Origin of the sequence: Longilinea arvoryzae, from assembly GCF_001050235.1 — a bacterium.
In the GTDB taxonomy this organism is placed as follows: Bacteria; Chloroflexota; Anaerolineae; order Anaerolineales; family Anaerolineaceae; genus Longilinea; species Longilinea arvoryzae.
The window spans coordinates 1,925,032-1,942,327 of record NZ_DF967972.1 but is presented as its reverse complement, the minus strand read 5'-3'; the positions used below and the strand labels follow the sequence as shown (position 1 = coordinate 1,942,327).

At 47.1% G+C, this 17,296-nt stretch carries 16 protein-coding genes; 3 read left to right on the top strand and 13 right to left on the bottom strand.

Features of this window, described 5'->3' with window-relative positions; genetic code table 11:
• Positions 1-31: 31 nt before the first annotated feature.
• From LARV_RS08650 to LARV_RS08630, 5 genes are all read right to left on the bottom strand, one after another.
• Positions 32-277: a hypothetical protein gene (locus LARV_RS08650; RefSeq protein WP_075073259.1), complete on the bottom strand. Its 246-nt coding sequence runs from the start codon at positions 275-277 to the stop codon at positions 32-34.
• A gap of 157 nt (positions 278-434) precedes the next feature.
• Positions 435-881 (bottom strand): GNAT family N-acetyltransferase, encoded by a 447-nt coding sequence (locus LARV_RS08645; protein ID WP_075073258.1) that lies wholly within the window; start codon positions 879-881, stop codon positions 435-437.
• Positions 882-995: 114 nt separating this feature from the next.
• Positions 996-1,901 carry an SPFH domain-containing protein gene (locus LARV_RS08640; protein WP_075073257.1) on the bottom strand — a complete coding sequence of 302 codons (906 nt, stop codon included), beginning with the start codon at positions 1,899-1,901 and terminating at the stop codon, positions 996-998.
• A gap of 47 nt (positions 1,902-1,948) precedes the next feature.
• Positions 1,949-2,551 (bottom strand): NfeD family protein, encoded by a 603-nt coding sequence (locus LARV_RS08635; protein WP_075073256.1) that lies wholly within the window; start codon positions 2,549-2,551, stop codon positions 1,949-1,951.
• 276 nt (positions 2,552-2,827) lie between these two features.
• Positions 2,828-3,340, bottom strand: coding sequence for a YcxB family protein (locus LARV_RS08630; protein WP_075073255.1), 513 nt, complete (start codon positions 3,338-3,340; stop codon positions 2,828-2,830).
• Between the two features lie 97 nt (positions 3,341-3,437).
• Between LARV_RS08630 and metG the strand changes: the two genes are divergently transcribed.
• Positions 3,438-5,228 carry a methionine--tRNA ligase gene (metG, locus tag LARV_RS08625; RefSeq protein WP_075073254.1) on the top strand — a complete coding sequence of 597 codons (1,791 nt, stop codon included), beginning with the start codon at positions 3,438-3,440 and terminating at the stop codon, positions 5,226-5,228.
• Positions 5,229-5,301: 73 nt separating this feature from the next.
• On the opposite strand, the gene LARV_RS08620 is transcribed toward metG, so the two are convergent.
• The 8 genes from LARV_RS08620 to LARV_RS08585 form a co-directional block, all read right to left on the bottom strand.
• Entirely contained in the window at positions 5,302-5,976 is a 675-nt protein-coding gene (locus LARV_RS08620) for a GGDEF domain-containing protein (RefSeq protein WP_075073253.1), read from the bottom strand.
• 138 nt (positions 5,977-6,114) lie between these two features.
• On the bottom strand, positions 6,115-7,074 hold the full coding sequence (locus tag LARV_RS08615; protein WP_075073252.1) for an aldo/keto reductase: 960 nt from the start codon (positions 7,072-7,074) through the stop codon (positions 6,115-6,117).
• 334 nt (positions 7,075-7,408) lie between these two features.
• Positions 7,409-8,791, bottom strand: coding sequence for a hypothetical protein (locus LARV_RS08610; RefSeq protein WP_075073251.1), 1,383 nt, complete (start codon positions 8,789-8,791; stop codon positions 7,409-7,411).
• A 67-nt stretch (positions 8,792-8,858) separates the two neighbouring features.
• Positions 8,859-10,121, bottom strand: coding sequence for a glycosyltransferase (locus tag LARV_RS08605; protein ID WP_075073250.1), 1,263 nt, complete (start codon positions 10,119-10,121; stop codon positions 8,859-8,861).
• 2 nt (positions 10,122-10,123) lie between these two features.
• Positions 10,124-11,875, bottom strand: a complete 1,752-nt coding sequence (locus LARV_RS20350; RefSeq protein WP_201785902.1) for a glycosyltransferase family 2 protein — start codon at positions 11,873-11,875, stop codon at positions 10,124-10,126.
• Between the two features lie 6 nt (positions 11,876-11,881).
• Positions 11,882-13,213, bottom strand: a complete 1,332-nt coding sequence (locus LARV_RS08595) for a glycosyltransferase (RefSeq protein ID WP_075073248.1) — start codon at positions 13,211-13,213, stop codon at positions 11,882-11,884.
• Between the two features lie 400 nt (positions 13,214-13,613).
• Entirely contained in the window at positions 13,614-14,363 is a 750-nt protein-coding gene (locus tag LARV_RS08590; protein WP_075073247.1) for an ABC transporter ATP-binding protein, read from the bottom strand.
• A gap of 22 nt (positions 14,364-14,385) precedes the next feature.
• Positions 14,386-15,204: an ABC transporter permease gene (locus LARV_RS08585; protein ID WP_083522440.1), complete on the bottom strand. Its 819-nt coding sequence runs from the start codon at positions 15,202-15,204 to the stop codon at positions 14,386-14,388.
• A gap of 89 nt (positions 15,205-15,293) precedes the next feature.
• On the opposite strand from LARV_RS08585, the gene LARV_RS08580 reads away from it, so the two are divergent.
• Together LARV_RS08580 and LARV_RS08575 are read left to right on the top strand one after the other, a co-directional pair.
• Entirely contained in the window at positions 15,294-16,307 is a 1,014-nt protein-coding gene (locus tag LARV_RS08580) for a glycosyltransferase family 2 protein (RefSeq protein ID WP_075073246.1), read from the top strand.
• Positions 16,304-17,209 (top strand): glycosyltransferase family 2 protein, encoded by a 906-nt coding sequence (locus tag LARV_RS08575; protein ID WP_083522439.1) that lies wholly within the window; start codon positions 16,304-16,306, stop codon positions 17,207-17,209. Before LARV_RS08580 ends, LARV_RS08575 begins: the two co-directional genes overlap by 4 nt.
• Positions 17,210-17,296 lie beyond the last annotated feature (87 nt).

Sequence of the window (17,296 nt, the reverse complement as noted above, 5' to 3'; positions counted from 1 at the left end):
GCTCTGGGATATTCTATTCGATTGTCAGAGATCAGGATTCGACCGGTAAGCCGTTAATCATTCCTTCAAGGATGGTTTCCAGCGCGATGGTGTGCACACAACGACCACGCGTTGAGAAAAAAGCGCAATCGCACTGCCACTCGCCACGCTCAAAAGATACCGTATGGGGATTATTATCCCCGTCGACTACAACCTGCATTGATTTAAAATGGAACCTGTTGCGTTCCTGAGCATATCGCTTGGCTTTCTCGATCTTGCCAATCATCCCGTAGTCCATAATTTGCGATCTCCTTTCAAAGGGGTGGGTAAGTAGCAAAAAGGCACGCGTTCAGACGCGTGCCCTGGGTCTTGCCTGGAAGATTATGGCGGTAGCGACTCGCATAGCGAATATCTTTTAGCTCCTTAACTAATCATATATCTTAATTCCGGGAAAGTCAACGACATTTTTCCAGTACAAAGGCATCTTCTCCATCCTGATAATAAGCCTGCCAGCGTTCCACCTGATGGTAGTTGTTGCGGGCATACAGGTTCAACGCCGTCTGGTTGCTACAACGCACACATAATCGCACGCACGGCATGTTCATGGCCTGTTCGCAGGCCTCCAGCAGGGCTGTGCCAATCCCCTGACCCCGGTATTGCGGCAGGACGCCCACCGTGGTGATCCAGCCCTGTTTTCGGGTGCGATCGATTTCACCGGCAATGAAACCGACCATCTCATTCCCAATGATGGCTTTGATGCGCACCACTCCGGGGATGGTCAACACCCCCATGAGGTCCAACAGGGGCCAGGCATCCTGTATGAAGCATTCATGCTCCAGGTGATGCAATGCATTCAAATCGCCGATCCGGGCCGGCAGAAGTTCAAATCGTAATCGGTCCATTCACAGGCATCCGGTTTGCAATCCCACCCCCTCCGGACAACGCCAGAAGGGGGTGGGAAGTTCTGTTGAGTCAGGATTAGCGCACAGCAATCCCACGGGCAAGCTGCAAACAGCTTACTCTTTGGTTTCTTTGCGTGTGTTGATGAAATTATCCAGCAGGCTGGTGAATTCCATCGGGAAGATGTACTTGGTGGACGGATTGGCCGCCATGTTCTTGAGAGTCTCGAAGTACTGCAACGTGAGCGTCTTCCCATCGACCGTCTTGGCGATGCTGAAGATTTTATCCAACGCTGCAGAATAGCCTTCGGCGCGCAGAAGCTGCGCCTGGCGTTCACCTTCAGCGCGCAGGATGGCGGACTGCTTTTCACCTTCGGCCCGCAGAATGGCGGCCTGTTTTTCACCTTCGGCAACATTGATATTGGCTTCGCGCGTACCGGTCGATTCGGTGACCACGGCGCGGCGGGTTCGTTCAGCCGTCAACTGCCGGTTCATCGAGTCCTGCACATCCCGCGGCGGCAGGATCTCGCGGATTTCGACGTTGGTCACTTTAACGCCCCAGCGTTCGGTGACTTCATCCAGGCGGGTGCGCAGCGCGGCGTTGATCGTCTCGCGTTCGGAAAGCACACCGTCCAGCATGATACCGCCGATGACGGAACGCAGTGTGGTCGTGGCAATACCCTGGGCAGCCAGTTCGAAATTGCCTACCTGCAAGACACTCTCAACGGGGTCAAAAATCTTGTAGTACCACAGGAAATCGATCGAGATGGGCGCGTTATCCTTCGTGATCGAAGTTTGGGCCGGGATCTCACGCACCTGTTCGCGCAGGTCGACTCGCACGCCCCGATCGACGAAGGGGATCAACAGGACCAGGCCCGGGCCGCGTGCGCCGATACAGCGGCCGAGGCGGAAGACCACCAAGCGTTGGTATTCAGGCACGATCTTGATGGCTGCTGCCAGAAAAATCACCAGCAACAGCGCGATGAAGCCGAAAAGGCAATAGAGTAGTGTAAGATTATTCATGGATGACCTCCGTTGAAATGGGTTGAACCGTCCAGATCGTTATGGGATCAGGACTTGGGGGGTACTGCTTCGACCAGCAATACCAGACCTTCTCTTCCGATGACACGAACCGCCGCCCCTTTAGGAATGAGAACCTCGCTCCGGGCTGTCCATTCTTCGCCGCCCACGTAAACGCTGCCTTCTGAGAACACATCCGTATGCGCCTCGCCGGTCTTTCCAATCAATCTTCCCAAATCCATCGAAGGGCGCAGGCGAGCCGCTTCCAGCCCCCGCCGGCCGATGATCCACAGGATACCCAACGCCGCCGCAGACAATAACACGGCCAAAGCTGGGTTGACGGCTGGCGTGCCCTGGGCATTACGGAATAGAAATATCGATCCGCCAATCATCAACAACAGGGATAGAGCGAGAAAACCCCATTGCCGTTTACGACGCAGCCCGAACAGGAACGGGACGATGCCCACCACCAGGATCACCAGCGCCCACCAATTAGTCGGCAGGGTGGCGATGCCATAGCCGGCCACAGCCAATGTAAACAGAGCCCCAATTTCAAGCAGACCGGTTCCCGGCGTGAACAACGCCAAAACAGCCAGAACGAATCCGCACACCAACAGCACGTACGCAAGATTGGGATCGATCAGGAAATTCATTTTTTAGCCTCGTAAGCTGTCCGTTACCTTGTACCCCGCTCTGCAGGATGCCTCGTAATCATTATACAACAATCAAACCATTGTTCTCATTACGAACACTTAAAGCAAAACAGGCAGCCGATCAACTGCCTGTTTTACTTACCCTGTTTCCAAACCGTTTTCCGTTTTTCCCAAACCCAATCCGGAGGTTCCGTATGGATTTAAAAATTAGTTTACCGATTCAAGATTAACAGAATAGAAACAGAGCATTAGAGTTTTATTAACTCTTTCTTACCATCAGGCGAGTTTTTCACGCGCCAGTTTCTGAAACGCCAGACCATCGGCTGGATCCTGGAAAGCGCGTTTAGGCAGAAAAGTAAACTGACGCTTATTATCGGCATAAACCAGGATCAGGTATCCCTGCGCGGCGATCAGGCGATCGAACATTCCCCACACCAGCTCGGTTTTTTCGAAGCGATTGCGGACCTCGATCCGGTCCGCTTCAACCGACCAGGTCGTCTCAGCCTGCATCCGCTCGTCCTGGCCGGCGATTCTGTGAATTCGCATCAGAGGCGCGGCCAGCGTGGCGATCGCAATCAGCAAGTATCCGAAGACAATCACCAGGATGAAAATGGCGATCCGGCTTCCCTGGGCCAGATAGATCAGTGAAATGGGTGCCGCCAGCGCGACAAATAGCAATGAAACCACCATTAGGAGGAGAATCGAACGTTGGGTAAAGTAAAAAGCCAGGGTTGCTCTGACAAAATCCGACGGTGAGGGTTTGAAACGGGCGCGAATCGCATGCGGCATGAGATATACTCCGAGAGCACGATCAGGATGCTGGTATTATAGCGGTTCTTTCGTGATAAAATCGGGCATACGATCGATTTACAATTCGAGGTGAACCATGACTGAAACCATTTTAGTAGCCGTTGCCTGGCCATACGCCAATGCTGAAATCCATGTCGGCAACATCACCGGGTCGCACTTACCCGGCGATATTTTTGCCCGCTATCACCGGCTGAATGGCGACCGCGTGTTGATGGTTTCGGGTACCGATTCACACGGTACCCCGGTCAGCCTCAAAGCCGATGCGCGCGGCGTTTCTGTCGAAACGGTCTACAAAGAGTATCACAACGGATTCCTGGACCTTTTTCAAGAGCTGGGCATCGATTATGATCTCTTCACAACGACTCATACGCAAAACCATTTCAAGGTTTCGCAATCGATCTTCCTGGCCTTGCAAAAGAACGGCTATCTGTACGAAAAGAGCAGCGCGCAATGGTACTCGCCCACCAGCAATCGCTTTCTGCCCGACCGCTATGTGGAGGGCACCTGCTACATTTGCGGCGCGGAAGGCGCCCGCTCGGATCAGTGCGATAACTGCGGCAATCCGTTGGAAGCGGAAAAATTGATCAATCCGCGCTCCAAGATCGACGGCTCCACCCCGGAACTGCGCGACACGGTCCATTTCTACCTCGACCTTTCCAAGCTGGAACCCGCCGTAGCCCAATACCTGCGCGAACGCAAATCCTACTGGCGCGAAACCGTCATCGGCCAATCGCTCGGCCAGATCGAAAGCGAAGGGCTCAAACCGCGCGCCATCACCCGAGACCTGGACTGGGGCATTCCGGTTCCTTTGAAGGGTTGGGAAGGCAAGTGCCTGTACGTCTGGTTCGAAGCGGTCATCGGATACCTCTCGGCCGCGATCGAATGGGCCCAGTTCAGCGGCCATTCCAATGACTGGAAAGACTGGTGGACGAATCCTTCCGCGAAGGCCTATCATTTCATCGGCAAAGACAACATCTTTTTCCACGCCGCCTGGTGGCCGGCCCAATTGATGGGCACCGGCGCTCAGTTCCTGGAAATCTACTCCGGTGAAACCGGCAAACCCCTCACCCTGCCATACGATGTACCCGCCAACATGTTCATGAACCTCGAGGGACGGAAAATTTCGGGCAGCCACAACTGGGCTGTCTGGGGAAAGGATTTCCTCAGTCGCTACGACCCGGATGCCCTGCGCTACTACCTGACGGTCAACATGCCCGAAAACCGCGACACCGAATGGGATTGGGAAGATTTCCTGCACCGCAACAACGACGAGCTGGTCGCCACCTGGGGTAACCTGGCCAATCGCGTGCTTTCCTTCTGTTACAAACACTGGGATGGCCACATCCCCGAACCCGGTGAACTCACCCCGGCCGATAACGAACTGCTCGCGACCGTCGAGGCCGGATTCGACTCGGTTGGTAAAGAGATGGAAGCCGTCCATCTTCGCGCTGCATTGGCCGAAGCCATGCGCCTGGCCACCGAGGTCAACAAGTACCTCGATCGTGAGGCGCCCTGGCAGGCGGTCAAGACAGACAAGGCAGCCGCCGGCCGGACCATCTATACCGCCATCCGGGCCATCGACTCGCTGAAGACAATGTTCGCTCCCTTCCTACCCTTTACCTGCGAACGCCTGCATACCTACCTCGGCTATACGCAGCCGCTCTTCGGAACCCAGAAGGTCGAGACCATTCAGGATAACCTGGGCGATCACAACGTCCTGCGATACAACCCCGGCGAAGCTTCCGGATGCTGGAAACCCGGCCAGATCGAACCCGGGCGCGCCCTCCAACAGCCTGCGCCGCTCTTCAAGAAACTGGATCCTTCTATCGTCGCAGAGGAACGCGCTCGCCTGGGCAACCCTCAGTAGATATCAGACTCTGCAAAGAAAAACGGCCATCCCGAATCCATCGAGATGGCCGTTTCATTTAGCAGATTGAACCTTAACGTTCGATTTCATTGACCCCGTATTTGGCAATCAGGTCATCCAGAGCCTCGCGCAGGAGCTCAGCCTCGCCGGCCTGACGTTCGACCGCTAGATTGCTCAGGCGTTCCAATTGCGTCTGGGTGTAGTGGCTGGTCTTCGGCACCATGCGTTCGTCGTAAGCCAGGCGGACCTTCCCGCGTCCGGTAGCCTTGGCGCGGTAGAGCGCCTGATCGACCTTGCGGAATAATTCCGATTTGAGCCGCCCATCGATCGGCGCACTGGCAATGCCGGCGCTGATCGAAATGCCATCGAGCTGCTCCTGGTCGTTTTTGAAGTCAAAAGCCCGTTGCGTCATATCGCTGCGCAGTTTTTCGATCAACAAAAACGCCTGCTCGCGTTCGGTGTCGGGCAGCAGGATCATGAATTCGTCCCCGCCGTACCGGCACACCGCCGCATTCGATCCGCCGCATTCGCGCAAGACACTGGCAAGGGTAACCAACACCTCATCGCCGGCCGCGTGTCCATAAGTCTCGTTGATCTGCATGAAATGGTCGATGTCAATGAAAGCCAACGACAGGGGTACATCACCGGCTTTGTGGATTTCCAAAGCTTCATCGAACAGATCAGAAAAAGCTTTGCGGGTCAGCAGGCCCGTGAGTTTATCCGTTGAAGAACCGGGCGTAGGGATCATAGCTATCCTTTCAATGATATTGTTATCTTATGCTTTAATAATATGTAGAAATAATATAATTGTCAATTACATTATTGTAATTTTTATGATCACAGATCAAAAAAAGAGCCACCTCTTGCAAGGTGGCTCTCATCCGGCTCATTTCCAATTCGAGGCTTGATCCAACCTTTGCATCGCCTGCTCGTCCAAACGCAATCCCACGGCTCCCAGGTTGTCTTCCAACTGATCCAGTTTGCGCGGACCAATGATCGGGCTGGTGATGACTTCCTGGCTCAGTTGCCAGGCCAGGGCTACTTGAGATAAGGTCTTTCCGCCCAATGCGGTGCCAATTTCAGCCAGCACATCCAGCATGTTCCAGTTTTGCTCGCTGAAGTAGCGGCTGACGTTTCGCACGCTGTCGGCATCGGTCTGATCGCGCCTGTATTTTCCGGTCAGGAATCCGCCTGCCAGTGGGCTGTAAGGAATCACGCCGATCCCGTACTTCTTGCACACCGGCGCCAGTTCCTGCTCGAATTCGCGCCTCCAGGCCAGGCTGTAATGCGGTTGCAGGCTGTCGAAGCGCGCCAGGCCCAACCGGTCCGAGGTCCACAACGCCTCCATCAACTGCCAGGCTGGATAATTCGAGCAGCCGATGTAGCGCACCTTTCCCTGGCGAACGAGAGTATCCATCGCCCCCAGCGTTTCATCGATGGGCGTACGCGGATCCACATGGTGGGTCTGATAAAGATCGATGTAATCGGTCTGCAAACGGCGCAACGAATCCTCGACCATGCGCAAAATGTGCACCCGTGAAAGCCCCTCATCATTGGGGCCATCCCCCATCTTCCCGCGAACCTTAGTGGCAATGACCAGTTGGTCGCGCGAGAGCGCCCGGCTTTTCATCCATTTACCGATGATCGTTTCCGAAACGCCGCCTGGATTGCCCTCCGCCCAACGTGAATAGACATTCGCCGTATCGATAAAATTGATTCCCGCCTCGAAGGCGCGATCCAGGATGACAAAAGAGGTTCCTTCATCGGCCGTCCAACCGAACTGCATGCTGCCCATGCACAATTCAGAAACCTTCAAACCCGTCTGTCCAAGATTTCGATATTCCATCGCGATTCCCTCGTTCAATCCTTTTCAACCCATAGGATAGCACTTTTTTCAGGCAGCAACCGTCGGTAAATTTCCAGTATTTGACGAATGATCAACGTATCCGTAAACTCTGCCATCACCCGCTCTCGCCCGGCTTTGCCCATGCTCGCGCGCAGCGCGGGATCAATCAACAGGTCCCATCGCGTATCTACTGGGAATGAACTCGATTCTGCAGGCTCGACTCAGAGACTAGCGACAATAACGGTCAGCGCTTGAGCCAATAAATATACCCAAAAAACCAAAGAGCACCACTGCTATAAATTCTTGATCTCCTGGACACATTCTCAATACCTGTTTAGTGGATGAACCAGGTTGAGAATACGGTGTTGTAATGCCATAAAAATTCGATTGGCCCTCCAACCAGGAACAGGGCAAGAGTCACAAGCAGGGTTATTATTTGAATGGGCTTGTTTCTGATTTGCTCAATCGTATACCCGTATAATCCATAGACCAATCCAATAACAGGGAAGAGGTACCGGCCTGTCAGCCCATAATTCTTGAATCCATATATCAATTCATTATTATAGTTAAAAACGATCAAGACAAGCGCATAAGCAATGGATATAACCGTTGCGTTAATGATATTAGAAGTTGGTCGTTTCCAGTACCTGACTGCCAACAGAACGCCCCAGGCGAACAGCAATTGAAAACAGGTAATATAGGCTGGATAATAAACCTTATGTCCTGCAATTCCGTAAGTCCGATCAAACATCAGGGGGCCCCATACATAGGCCACATATTCAACTGGATCAGGATAACCCAGGTCAATACTCTCAGCCACCGATAATTTATGGTCCAAAGCTTGTTCTCGATACCGTTTCAGGTAAGGATTTAGTTCGCATTGTGCATCCGAAAGTATGTTATTACAATTCGGAAGTATCCATTTGAAGGTAACCAGGTTGTACCCATAGATGGCGAGATTTCCCCCGATGAGTAATATCAAACCTACCATCATCAAGAGTCGTTTCCAGCCAGCCATGGGCAATGGGAAAATCGATTTACGATTCTTTAAGGTATAGATTAACCAGACGATGAACATAATCAAGGCCAGTGGCAAAATCGTGAATTTTACCAGGGTACCGAAACTAATACACATCATCCATGCCAGACTGTTCGTATAGAATTCATTCCCGATTAATGCCTGCAACAGGAAATATAGACCACCCATGCTGCACAATACGGCAAGGTTGTCATAGTTCACCCCGCTCGCAACGAACACAAACATTAAGGTATTGATGAGTAAGAAAGATGGCAGAAGCTGGTACCATTTATTCTTGATTACTTCTTTCGAGATACGATAACAGAAAAGGATACTACCCAGAGAAAAGACCAGGTTGACCAATCGCAGAATCACCAGTAACTGCCAGTCATTCACCTTCGGATATACCAGTTGGACGAAATTGATCACTCGTCCGCTGATCCAGTAGAACAAGAAAGGATTGTGCGCGATATTCCAACCTGTGGTTATGGTCTCGGTCGTGTCGAGAGGGATCCCCAAGGTATTGGAATAATGTTTCGCAAAAAGGAAATGGGCTTGTTCATCCGGAATGATGCCGCCATCCAAGGTTCGCGCAATGAACACACCATAAGCAAAGAAGAAAAGAAGCATTACAACGAATACAATCTTGGAATAATCGCGTACCTTCGTTTCCCGAATCGCATCAGTTGAACTTGACATCCTAATCCTCGTCATTGGCTGAGAATGTTAAAAAATCTGTTCTGAACATCGAAGTCAACAAGGCGCTTCAGCGCCCCATTTTCTCATCTGTTAAGTCTTCACGATCACCTAATGCGCGGTAAACGCGCTGATACCAGTAAGCCTCTTGCTCCACATTGGGAATGACCATGTTGTTCTTAATGTTTTCTTTGTATTGATTTATTAACTCACGATGATTGATAACTAAACTCAGCTTATTCTGGAGGTCTTCGACGTCCCCCGGAATGAAAGTTAAACCATTAAAACCATTCTTAATCTTTTCTGACATTCCACCTAAATCAGAGGCAATCACCGGCACGTTGCTGGCAAGCGCCTCATGTAATACCATAGGATAATTCTCGTACCATATGGAAGGGGTTACCAGTACATCAATCTCCTGGAATATTTCAGCCAGCTGTTCAGGAAGAAAAGGGCCTTTGAAGATAATCCGATCATCATTATTCGCGATTTCTTTCAGTTGTCGTAAAAAAGTTTCTTCTCCAGGCCCATAAATATACAATCTCGTATCTGAATTCTTGATGCCCCTAAACGCCTTTATGAGAATATGAACACCCTTATGGTATTGAATGTATCCTGTAAAGCCAAACAAAATCGATGTGGTTTGAGAATAAATCTTCTGGTTCGATGCTATGTTTCCATATCGGATTCCATGATTGTTAATCTGAATTTGTAAATCATCTATTTCTTTAAGAAATGTCTCAGCCAGAAATTTGGAAGGAGAGACAAGAACATCTGCGCTTTCCAGAATATTTCTTCCTTCAATCAATCTTTCTCGAATGTATTTAGCATCGATTTCACCACAGAATCTTTTACAAGCCAAACCTTTCTCTGGGCCTGAACAAAGAGAATCTTTTGTTGGAGCCAAAATAACCTTCGGACAAATCAGGAAAAAGTCTGTAAGCGTGATTAGGATTGGAATATGTTGTTCTTTTGCGGCTCTGATAAATTGATGGACCCGCATTGGATGACCGACATGGACCACATCCGGAGATTCTCTCAGGATGATTCTCTTTGCGAATTCATATGATTGAGGATCCGCTAGCGAGATATGTAAATCGAATGGCTGTTCTTCATATTGAAATACCAAAACAGGTATACCTTGATAAATAAATTCCTTCCACAAAATTCCATTTTCCGAATGAGTAAAAAAATCCTTTGGATAAAATCCATATGTGATAACCTTAACTTCGTTGCCATTTTTTTGTGTCATGAAGGCGGAGTTATATACGATCTTCTCTGTACCGGATTGAAATTCTGGATAAAATTGGTGGACGAGATATAAAATCTTCAATGTTAAACTCCTGCCTTGAGTATCGTGTGTAACTTCTCTAAATCAATTGGTTCATTTCCCGTTCTTTTCAAATACCCAAACGCGAGATAGGTACCGATCATAATGCCTAGTTGTTTAAAAAGACAAGTCTTTATTTCTTCTGCCAAATTTTCACCAATATATTTATAAACTGTATCCAAATAATCCAACATAATATTTACATGAGTAAACAACGCAGGGACGAGAATCCCATTGTATTCTTGCCTCTGTTTCTTGAAACCTCCCTGATTAATTAATTCCTCCACAAAAGTAACAAACTGTTGGTCTTTGTAGTCGGGCATTTGGCGAGTCAGTTTAGAAGGGAAAGTTTGTCCATTACATTTTTCGAATGCCCTAACAACCAAATCTTCAAATGCCGAATTTTCAATAGGAAATTTTAACGATTCCAAATCTTTTTGAATAAAATCGTTTACGAATTCATATGTAAATGCAATATCTGCGATCAAATCCTCCTGATCGATCTTGGGAATGACAAAATCGCTGAACATATCCTTAAGGAATAGATTATCGACATATCCACGTTTCAAGAAATAATAAGCAGGCCTGTTGTGTGAGTGAATGACGCGAATCTCTCCCGAGAAAGCGATTCTCTTCCCATCTTTAATAAGTCTAAGCCCCAGATCCAAATCTTCGCCATAATCTCGCCGAAACTTATATTCTGAAAAGGTTTCTTTCGAGATTAAGCATGCCAAATCGGAAAGTTGGCCATTTTTCCTTAACGATACCTGATCCTTGGATTCAGGCAGTTGAAAAATTCGATCCCCGTTATTGACGTCAAGAAAGTTGTAATGATTCCAGCATAAAAAACGATAAAACAGATCGGCATTTTCCCGGGGCGATTCCGCGCATGATATAGCGCTTACATTTTTATCTTTTAGAATAATAAATAATTCATATAACCAGGTTCTACTAGGCGGCAGTGCATCCTGCACCATAAAGAGCAAGTAATCTCCACTCGCATTTTCAGCACCCAAATTGCGAGAAAAGGAATGTGAAAACTGTTCTGGTTTTATTTGAATGATTTTGGCACCGTGTTGTTTGGCAATTAGCAAAGTATCATCTGTGCTGCCTGAATCAACAATTACCAATTCGATCTCTCGGATGCCTTTTTGCTGTTTGAGCATTTTTATGAGAAATTCGAATTCGCTTCCCGCATTTTTTGTAGGTATAACGGCAGAAATTTTGACATCCAGCGGCTGAATTTCTTTTTCTACAAGTATCGGATTTGATATGAATTTATCGTGGTAAATTCGCAGCGATCGTCCAGCGGATATATCTTTAGTATTTACCCTGGGTAAAAGGTTGTTAATTAATTTCTTTATGAAAACCTTAAAACCATACGTCCGTATATAAGAAACGGACATATTAATAATGTTTTTCGTCAATCTTTTGCTAATTAAAGCATTTGGTTTTCGGAAGAGTCTTGGCTTTCTGCTATATGTTATTCCCGACAGGGATGATCTTCCTTCAGCCTTCCCGTAACGAATGTAATGAACCAGAGGATTCATCCCAGAAGATTTGACATCTGCATTTGTATCCAGATAAAAATTGACATTAAAATCTTTCGATGGACTTCTCCCCTCCTGCCAACCATGTTTGATAAAATGCATCAATGGGTCAACATCTGCAACCCGGACATCCGGGTTGTTAAGAAGATAATAGATCGGATCGAATGAGCCACTTTTTTTAATCACCCAATATTCGTAACAGTCCATCCTCATTCAGAGTCTCCTTAAATATCGGCCCAGTTTTCGCAGGGGACGGGTAATTCTCCAACTGGTACTCAAGGCATAATTTACGACTTCCAACCGGGTTGCATCCAGCGCAGTGGATAAATTTTGGTTTTCCAGGGATATCACCAGGTTCTTCTTTCTCATTTCATCAATTTCCTGGCCCTGAGATGAGATAATTCTCCTCAGATCTTCAAGACTCTGAAATCTTGCTTCATCTTCTTCCAGTTGGGTGGCGATCGAATTCAAGATCATCCAATAGGGATGTGCGCCGGAATCTGTAAAATTATTCTTGGATTTAATTTGATCGAAAGCATTATTCCAATCGATTGCGTGATTCTCGATCATCCAATTGTCACGCAAATCCTCTTGGGCTTGAAAAACCATATCCTGTCTTTTGGAACGATCTTCCACGAGAAGACGGAGTTTCTCTTCCCATTCATCATTGCTTTCTGCCAGATACCCCATCTTCCCATCATCGATTACAGCGGAATAGGGGGTCACTTTTGAATAGATACCCGGCAACCCCATTGCCGAATATTCCAAATATTTGAGTGAGCTTTTGCATCGATTGAACAGGTTATTGTCCAATGGCGCAATGGCTATATCAGCCTCGATTTTCTGAATTTCATTTACAAATGCCTGATAACCCTGAATCTGCATGGGAATGTAGCGTGTATTTTTGTAACCAGCCAGCTCTTCCGGAGGTTCAGCGCCGCAAAAAATAAATGAGATATGGTCGTTATACTTTTCAGCCACATTAACCAATGCATCCGAAATCATCTCGAGATCTGGCCTGTGGGTTGGCGTACCCATAAACAGAATCCGAGTAGGATCCGGATTGCTCGCCGGTTCAGGCTGGCGAAAGTGCCAGATGTCCGCATCGAGATAATTGGGTAATACATAAATGTTGGGGTTGTATGGCTCGAGGACCTCTTTGAGAGCCGGTGACGTCACGGTAATTGCATCCACTTCCATGATGGCGCAAAATAACGCCACCAAACTGCCGGTAAAGACCTTAGAAAGTCTGTCCGGATGATTGGTCGGTAACGCCAGGAGGTGGTCATCCAGATCAAGCACTACTGGGACTCCAACTTCATGGGCCCGCATCATCACGGATTGGTACTCGGCAAATTTCCTGGAGAAATCGCGCTGAAACAGGACTAGTTGAGCATCCTGGATTCCTTCAAGGTTTAGCTTATCACCCTGTACTCCTTGAAGTATTTCCATGCCGGCTTTTTTTAAAGGGCTGAATACCCGAATTTGCTCATGGGCTGTGGGAACCCGATTATGGGTAAAAAAGATGATCTGTTCAACCGGCATATCTCATCCTCGTTGTTATTTCTATGATGAGTCGAGACAATGCAAAATTCAACTTCACCTGTGCTCAACTGAAATGCCTTGGATGCACGTCAGGTTGATGAGCTTTCAGGCTTTTCCTATCCTAAAAGAACCTCAAATGATCAACCACTAAATCACCTGAAGGGGGCTCTCTCCGGGTAGATTATATCATCCTTCATACCTTTGGCTTCGCCACCCAGGAAACACCGGGCTGGATCGCAAGTCTGCTGGATAAAAGGAGAATTCATTCCCTACGAAGACGGATAAATGATAGGGCATCAGTTTACTATGCGATTTATCTTAGTATAAAACCACTCTCTGAGTCTGCTTTCAATCCTGTGCGCTGTCCAGTACGATCTCAAACGGATGTCGATTTTTGAACCTAAGATGATGCACCCCGATATGCTTCAACCACTTTGGATGGTTCGCCTACCATTTCCAATTTTCCATTTCTCAACCAGGCGGCTCTCTGACACAGGCTTTCAATTTGGGTCATCATGTGAGAGACTAGGATGATTGTCGATCCCTTCGCACGAAACTCGTTAATTCGCGCGAAACACTTTTTTTGAAATTCTTCATCGCCAACACTTAAGATCTCATCCACCACCAGAACCTCAGGAATATAGGCTGTGGCAACCGCGAAGCCAAGCCGGGCGTACATACCTGAAGAATAGGTGCGAATCGGGGCATCGATAAATGGGCGGAGTTCCGCAAAATCCACAATTTGGTCGAAACACGCTTCCATTTCCCGCCTGCTGTATCCCAACAGGGCACCGTTCAAAAAGACATTTTCTCTGCCGGTGAGTTCCGGGTGAAAGCCAGCCCCCAATTCAAGCAATGGAGCCACTTTTCCATAAAGAATAATTCTTCCTTTTGTGGGCCGTAAGACACGTGAAATTACTTTTAATAACGTGCTTTTTCCAGCCCCATTCTTCCCGATCAGGCCAAAAACTTCACCCCGATAAATCGAAAGATCCACGTCATGCAATGCCCAAAAAGTATTGAACCGTAATTTTCTCTGAAGAAAACGGATGGCGTATTCTTTAAAAGTACCCATCCTCTCTTCAGGGATGCGGTATTGAACAGATACTTTTTCAAGGCGAATAATTTCTTTTTGATCCGAAAAATCCATGGCTATTGTTCTCAATGCGTTATTATGTCCGATAGGCGAATTCATCTGACTTTGAAGTAAAGTAAAGCCAACCAATGATCAAAACCACCACACTGACGATGATCGCCGGCAGAATTTCTTCAACCGTGGGCAAACGTCCATAATAAATTGGCAGTCGAAAAAGCCGAATCAATTGATACATTGGATTCAAATGATAAAGGGCTGAGAATTGTTCCGGAATAATCTCCTCAGGATAGATCACTGGTGTCAGGTACATCCATGCGATCAAGACAATCTGATACATTTCAGCCACATCCGGGAAATATACCGCCATTGTGGAAAGGATCAATCCAATTCCCAAAGAAAAGACTGCCAAAATTAGCATCGAAACGGGAAGGAACAAAATCGGCCAGGATATTGGCACCCGCATCACGAACATAACCAATAATAACGGAATAACGGATAACGATAAATTGACCAATGCCGTGAGAATTGCGGATATGGCAAAAGAGGTTCGCGGCACATAAATTCGTTGGATTAACCCGCCACCCCAGATAATTCCACTCATCGCCGCATTGGTGCTTTGGGAGAAAAATGTCCATGCAATCAGACCGCTGAGCACATAAGCAGGATAGGATGGGATGGATGAGAATAAACGCGAAAAAACGATGCTCATCACGATCATCATTCCCAAAGGATTAAGCATCGTCCAGGCAATGCCAAGGAATGATCGTTTATACCGCGCCAGGATATCTCGTCGAGTCAGTTGAAAGATAAGATATTTATAACGAAAAATTTCTCGAATTTCTTCAACGGCCTTGGCCTTTTGAATGGATGAATCGTAATAAGGGCGTAGGTTCATGTTTTTCGGATAGGGGCAATAGTCCTTTGCTAATTATAATACAATTAGGTTTGACACTTTTCTCTCCAACAAGGATCGATAATTAACGTATGTCCCCATTCGAGAACGATCTTCCTTTCACAGTGAGTCCTCTTTTTTCAATCATTATCTTGTGCTGGAATAGTAATCCATTTATTTCGGCGTGTTTAGATTCCCTGAATAACCAGACAGATCAAGATTTCGAAATCTTATTGGTCGATAATGGTTCACCCGATCCGATTGAAAATGAGGATTTCACGAAGTATTCCAAACTTCGGATAAGGTTCTTCCCATTGCAAAGCAATCTCGGTTTTGCAGCCGGGAATAATTACGCAGCCCAATTTGCACGGGGGAAATTTCTGATTTTACTCAACGCGGATGCTTTTCCGGAGCCGGACTGGATAAAAAATATTCGGATCGGATTTCAAAAATACTCGAACGCTTTTTTTGCGTCTAAATTGATCATGGCCGATTACCCTGAGAAATATGATGGCAAAGGGGATACCTATCACATCAGTGGATTGGCGTGGCGGAAATCCTATAATACGTTTATCCCCAATGTTCCCGAGACAGAAAAGGAGGTCTTCAGCGCCTGTGGAGCCGCAGCAATTTACCCACGAGAAGCCTTTGAACGGGTTGAGGGATTTGATCCGGATTTTTTTTCGTATCTCGAAGACGTGGATCTCGGTTTCAGACTGAGATTGATCGGATATCAATGCATCTACCTGCCCAACGCAGTTGTAAAACATAAGGGGTCTGGCAGTACTGGATCCAAAAGTGATTTTTCCGTTTATTATGGACACCGAAACCTAGTTTGGACGTTTTTTAAGGATATGCCAGGTCAGTTATTATGGTTTCTTTTGCCCTTTCATATTTTGGTAAATTTGATTCAGGTAATTATTTATATTTTTAGAGGTCAAGGAAAAGTCACATTGCAGGCAAAGAAAGATGCACTCAAGAAAATCAATATCATTCTGGAAAAAAGACGGAAAGTCCAACAAACCCGAACGGTCCTAGTTTCAGATATCATTCGAATCTTGGATTGGAATCCACTCGCACCGTTTGTAAAGGCCTGGAAGAAATGACAAATTCCGAAATCGAATTATCCATTTGTATTGTGGGAATCAATGCATTTGATTATTTACAAAAATGTCTGGAATCAATTATTGCCAGTAAGATCGATGTCAACTATGAAATTATCTATATCGACAATCATTCTACGGAAAATGGGATAGACCCGATTAGAACCCAATTTCCCATGTTGATTATTATTCAGAACCCCCAAAATAAGGGTTTTGCCAGGGCAAATAATCAGGGCATTCGGATTGCGAAGGGTAAATATATTTTATTGCTCAACCCTGACACGATCGTCGAGGAAAACGCCATACCCCGGATGATTGATTATCTTCGCCAAAATCCCGACACGGGGATCGTCGGACCGAAGGTTTTAAATTCAGATGGAAGCTTCCAGCCGCACTGCAAGCGCGGCGAAGCGCGCCCGTGGGAAGTCATTTGTTATTTTTCAAGATTGTCCAGCTTATTTCCACATAACCCCTTCTTTTCCGGGTATTTGCAAGGCCACCTGGATGAAAACCAGACCCACCACGTACCATCTATCTCAGGTTGTTGTATGCTGATCCGAAGGGAAGCTCTGGATCAAATTGGCCTGCTCGATGAGGTGTTCTTTGCCTATCAAGAAGATACCGATTATTGTGTCCGTGCGCGGAAAGCGGGTTGGAATGTAACTTATTTCCCTTCCGCGCAAATCGTTCATTTTGGTGGAAAGGGTGGGGCTAACGCGCAACCCTTGAAGGCTATTTTTGAGTGGCACCGCTCCTATTATTACTACTACCGGAAAAACCTTTCACAAGATTATTTTATTTTGGTGAATTGGTTCTTTTATTGCTTAATGCTATTGAAATTAATTTTTTCCTTGATTATCAATTCCTTTAGAAAAGAAAAATACGCCGGACCAAAACGTGGATAAAAAATGTCAATCTTAGGTTATTCTAAAAATTGAAGGGCTTGTCCAGTTGATACTGTTTCACGATATAATATATGAGTTCTTCATAAA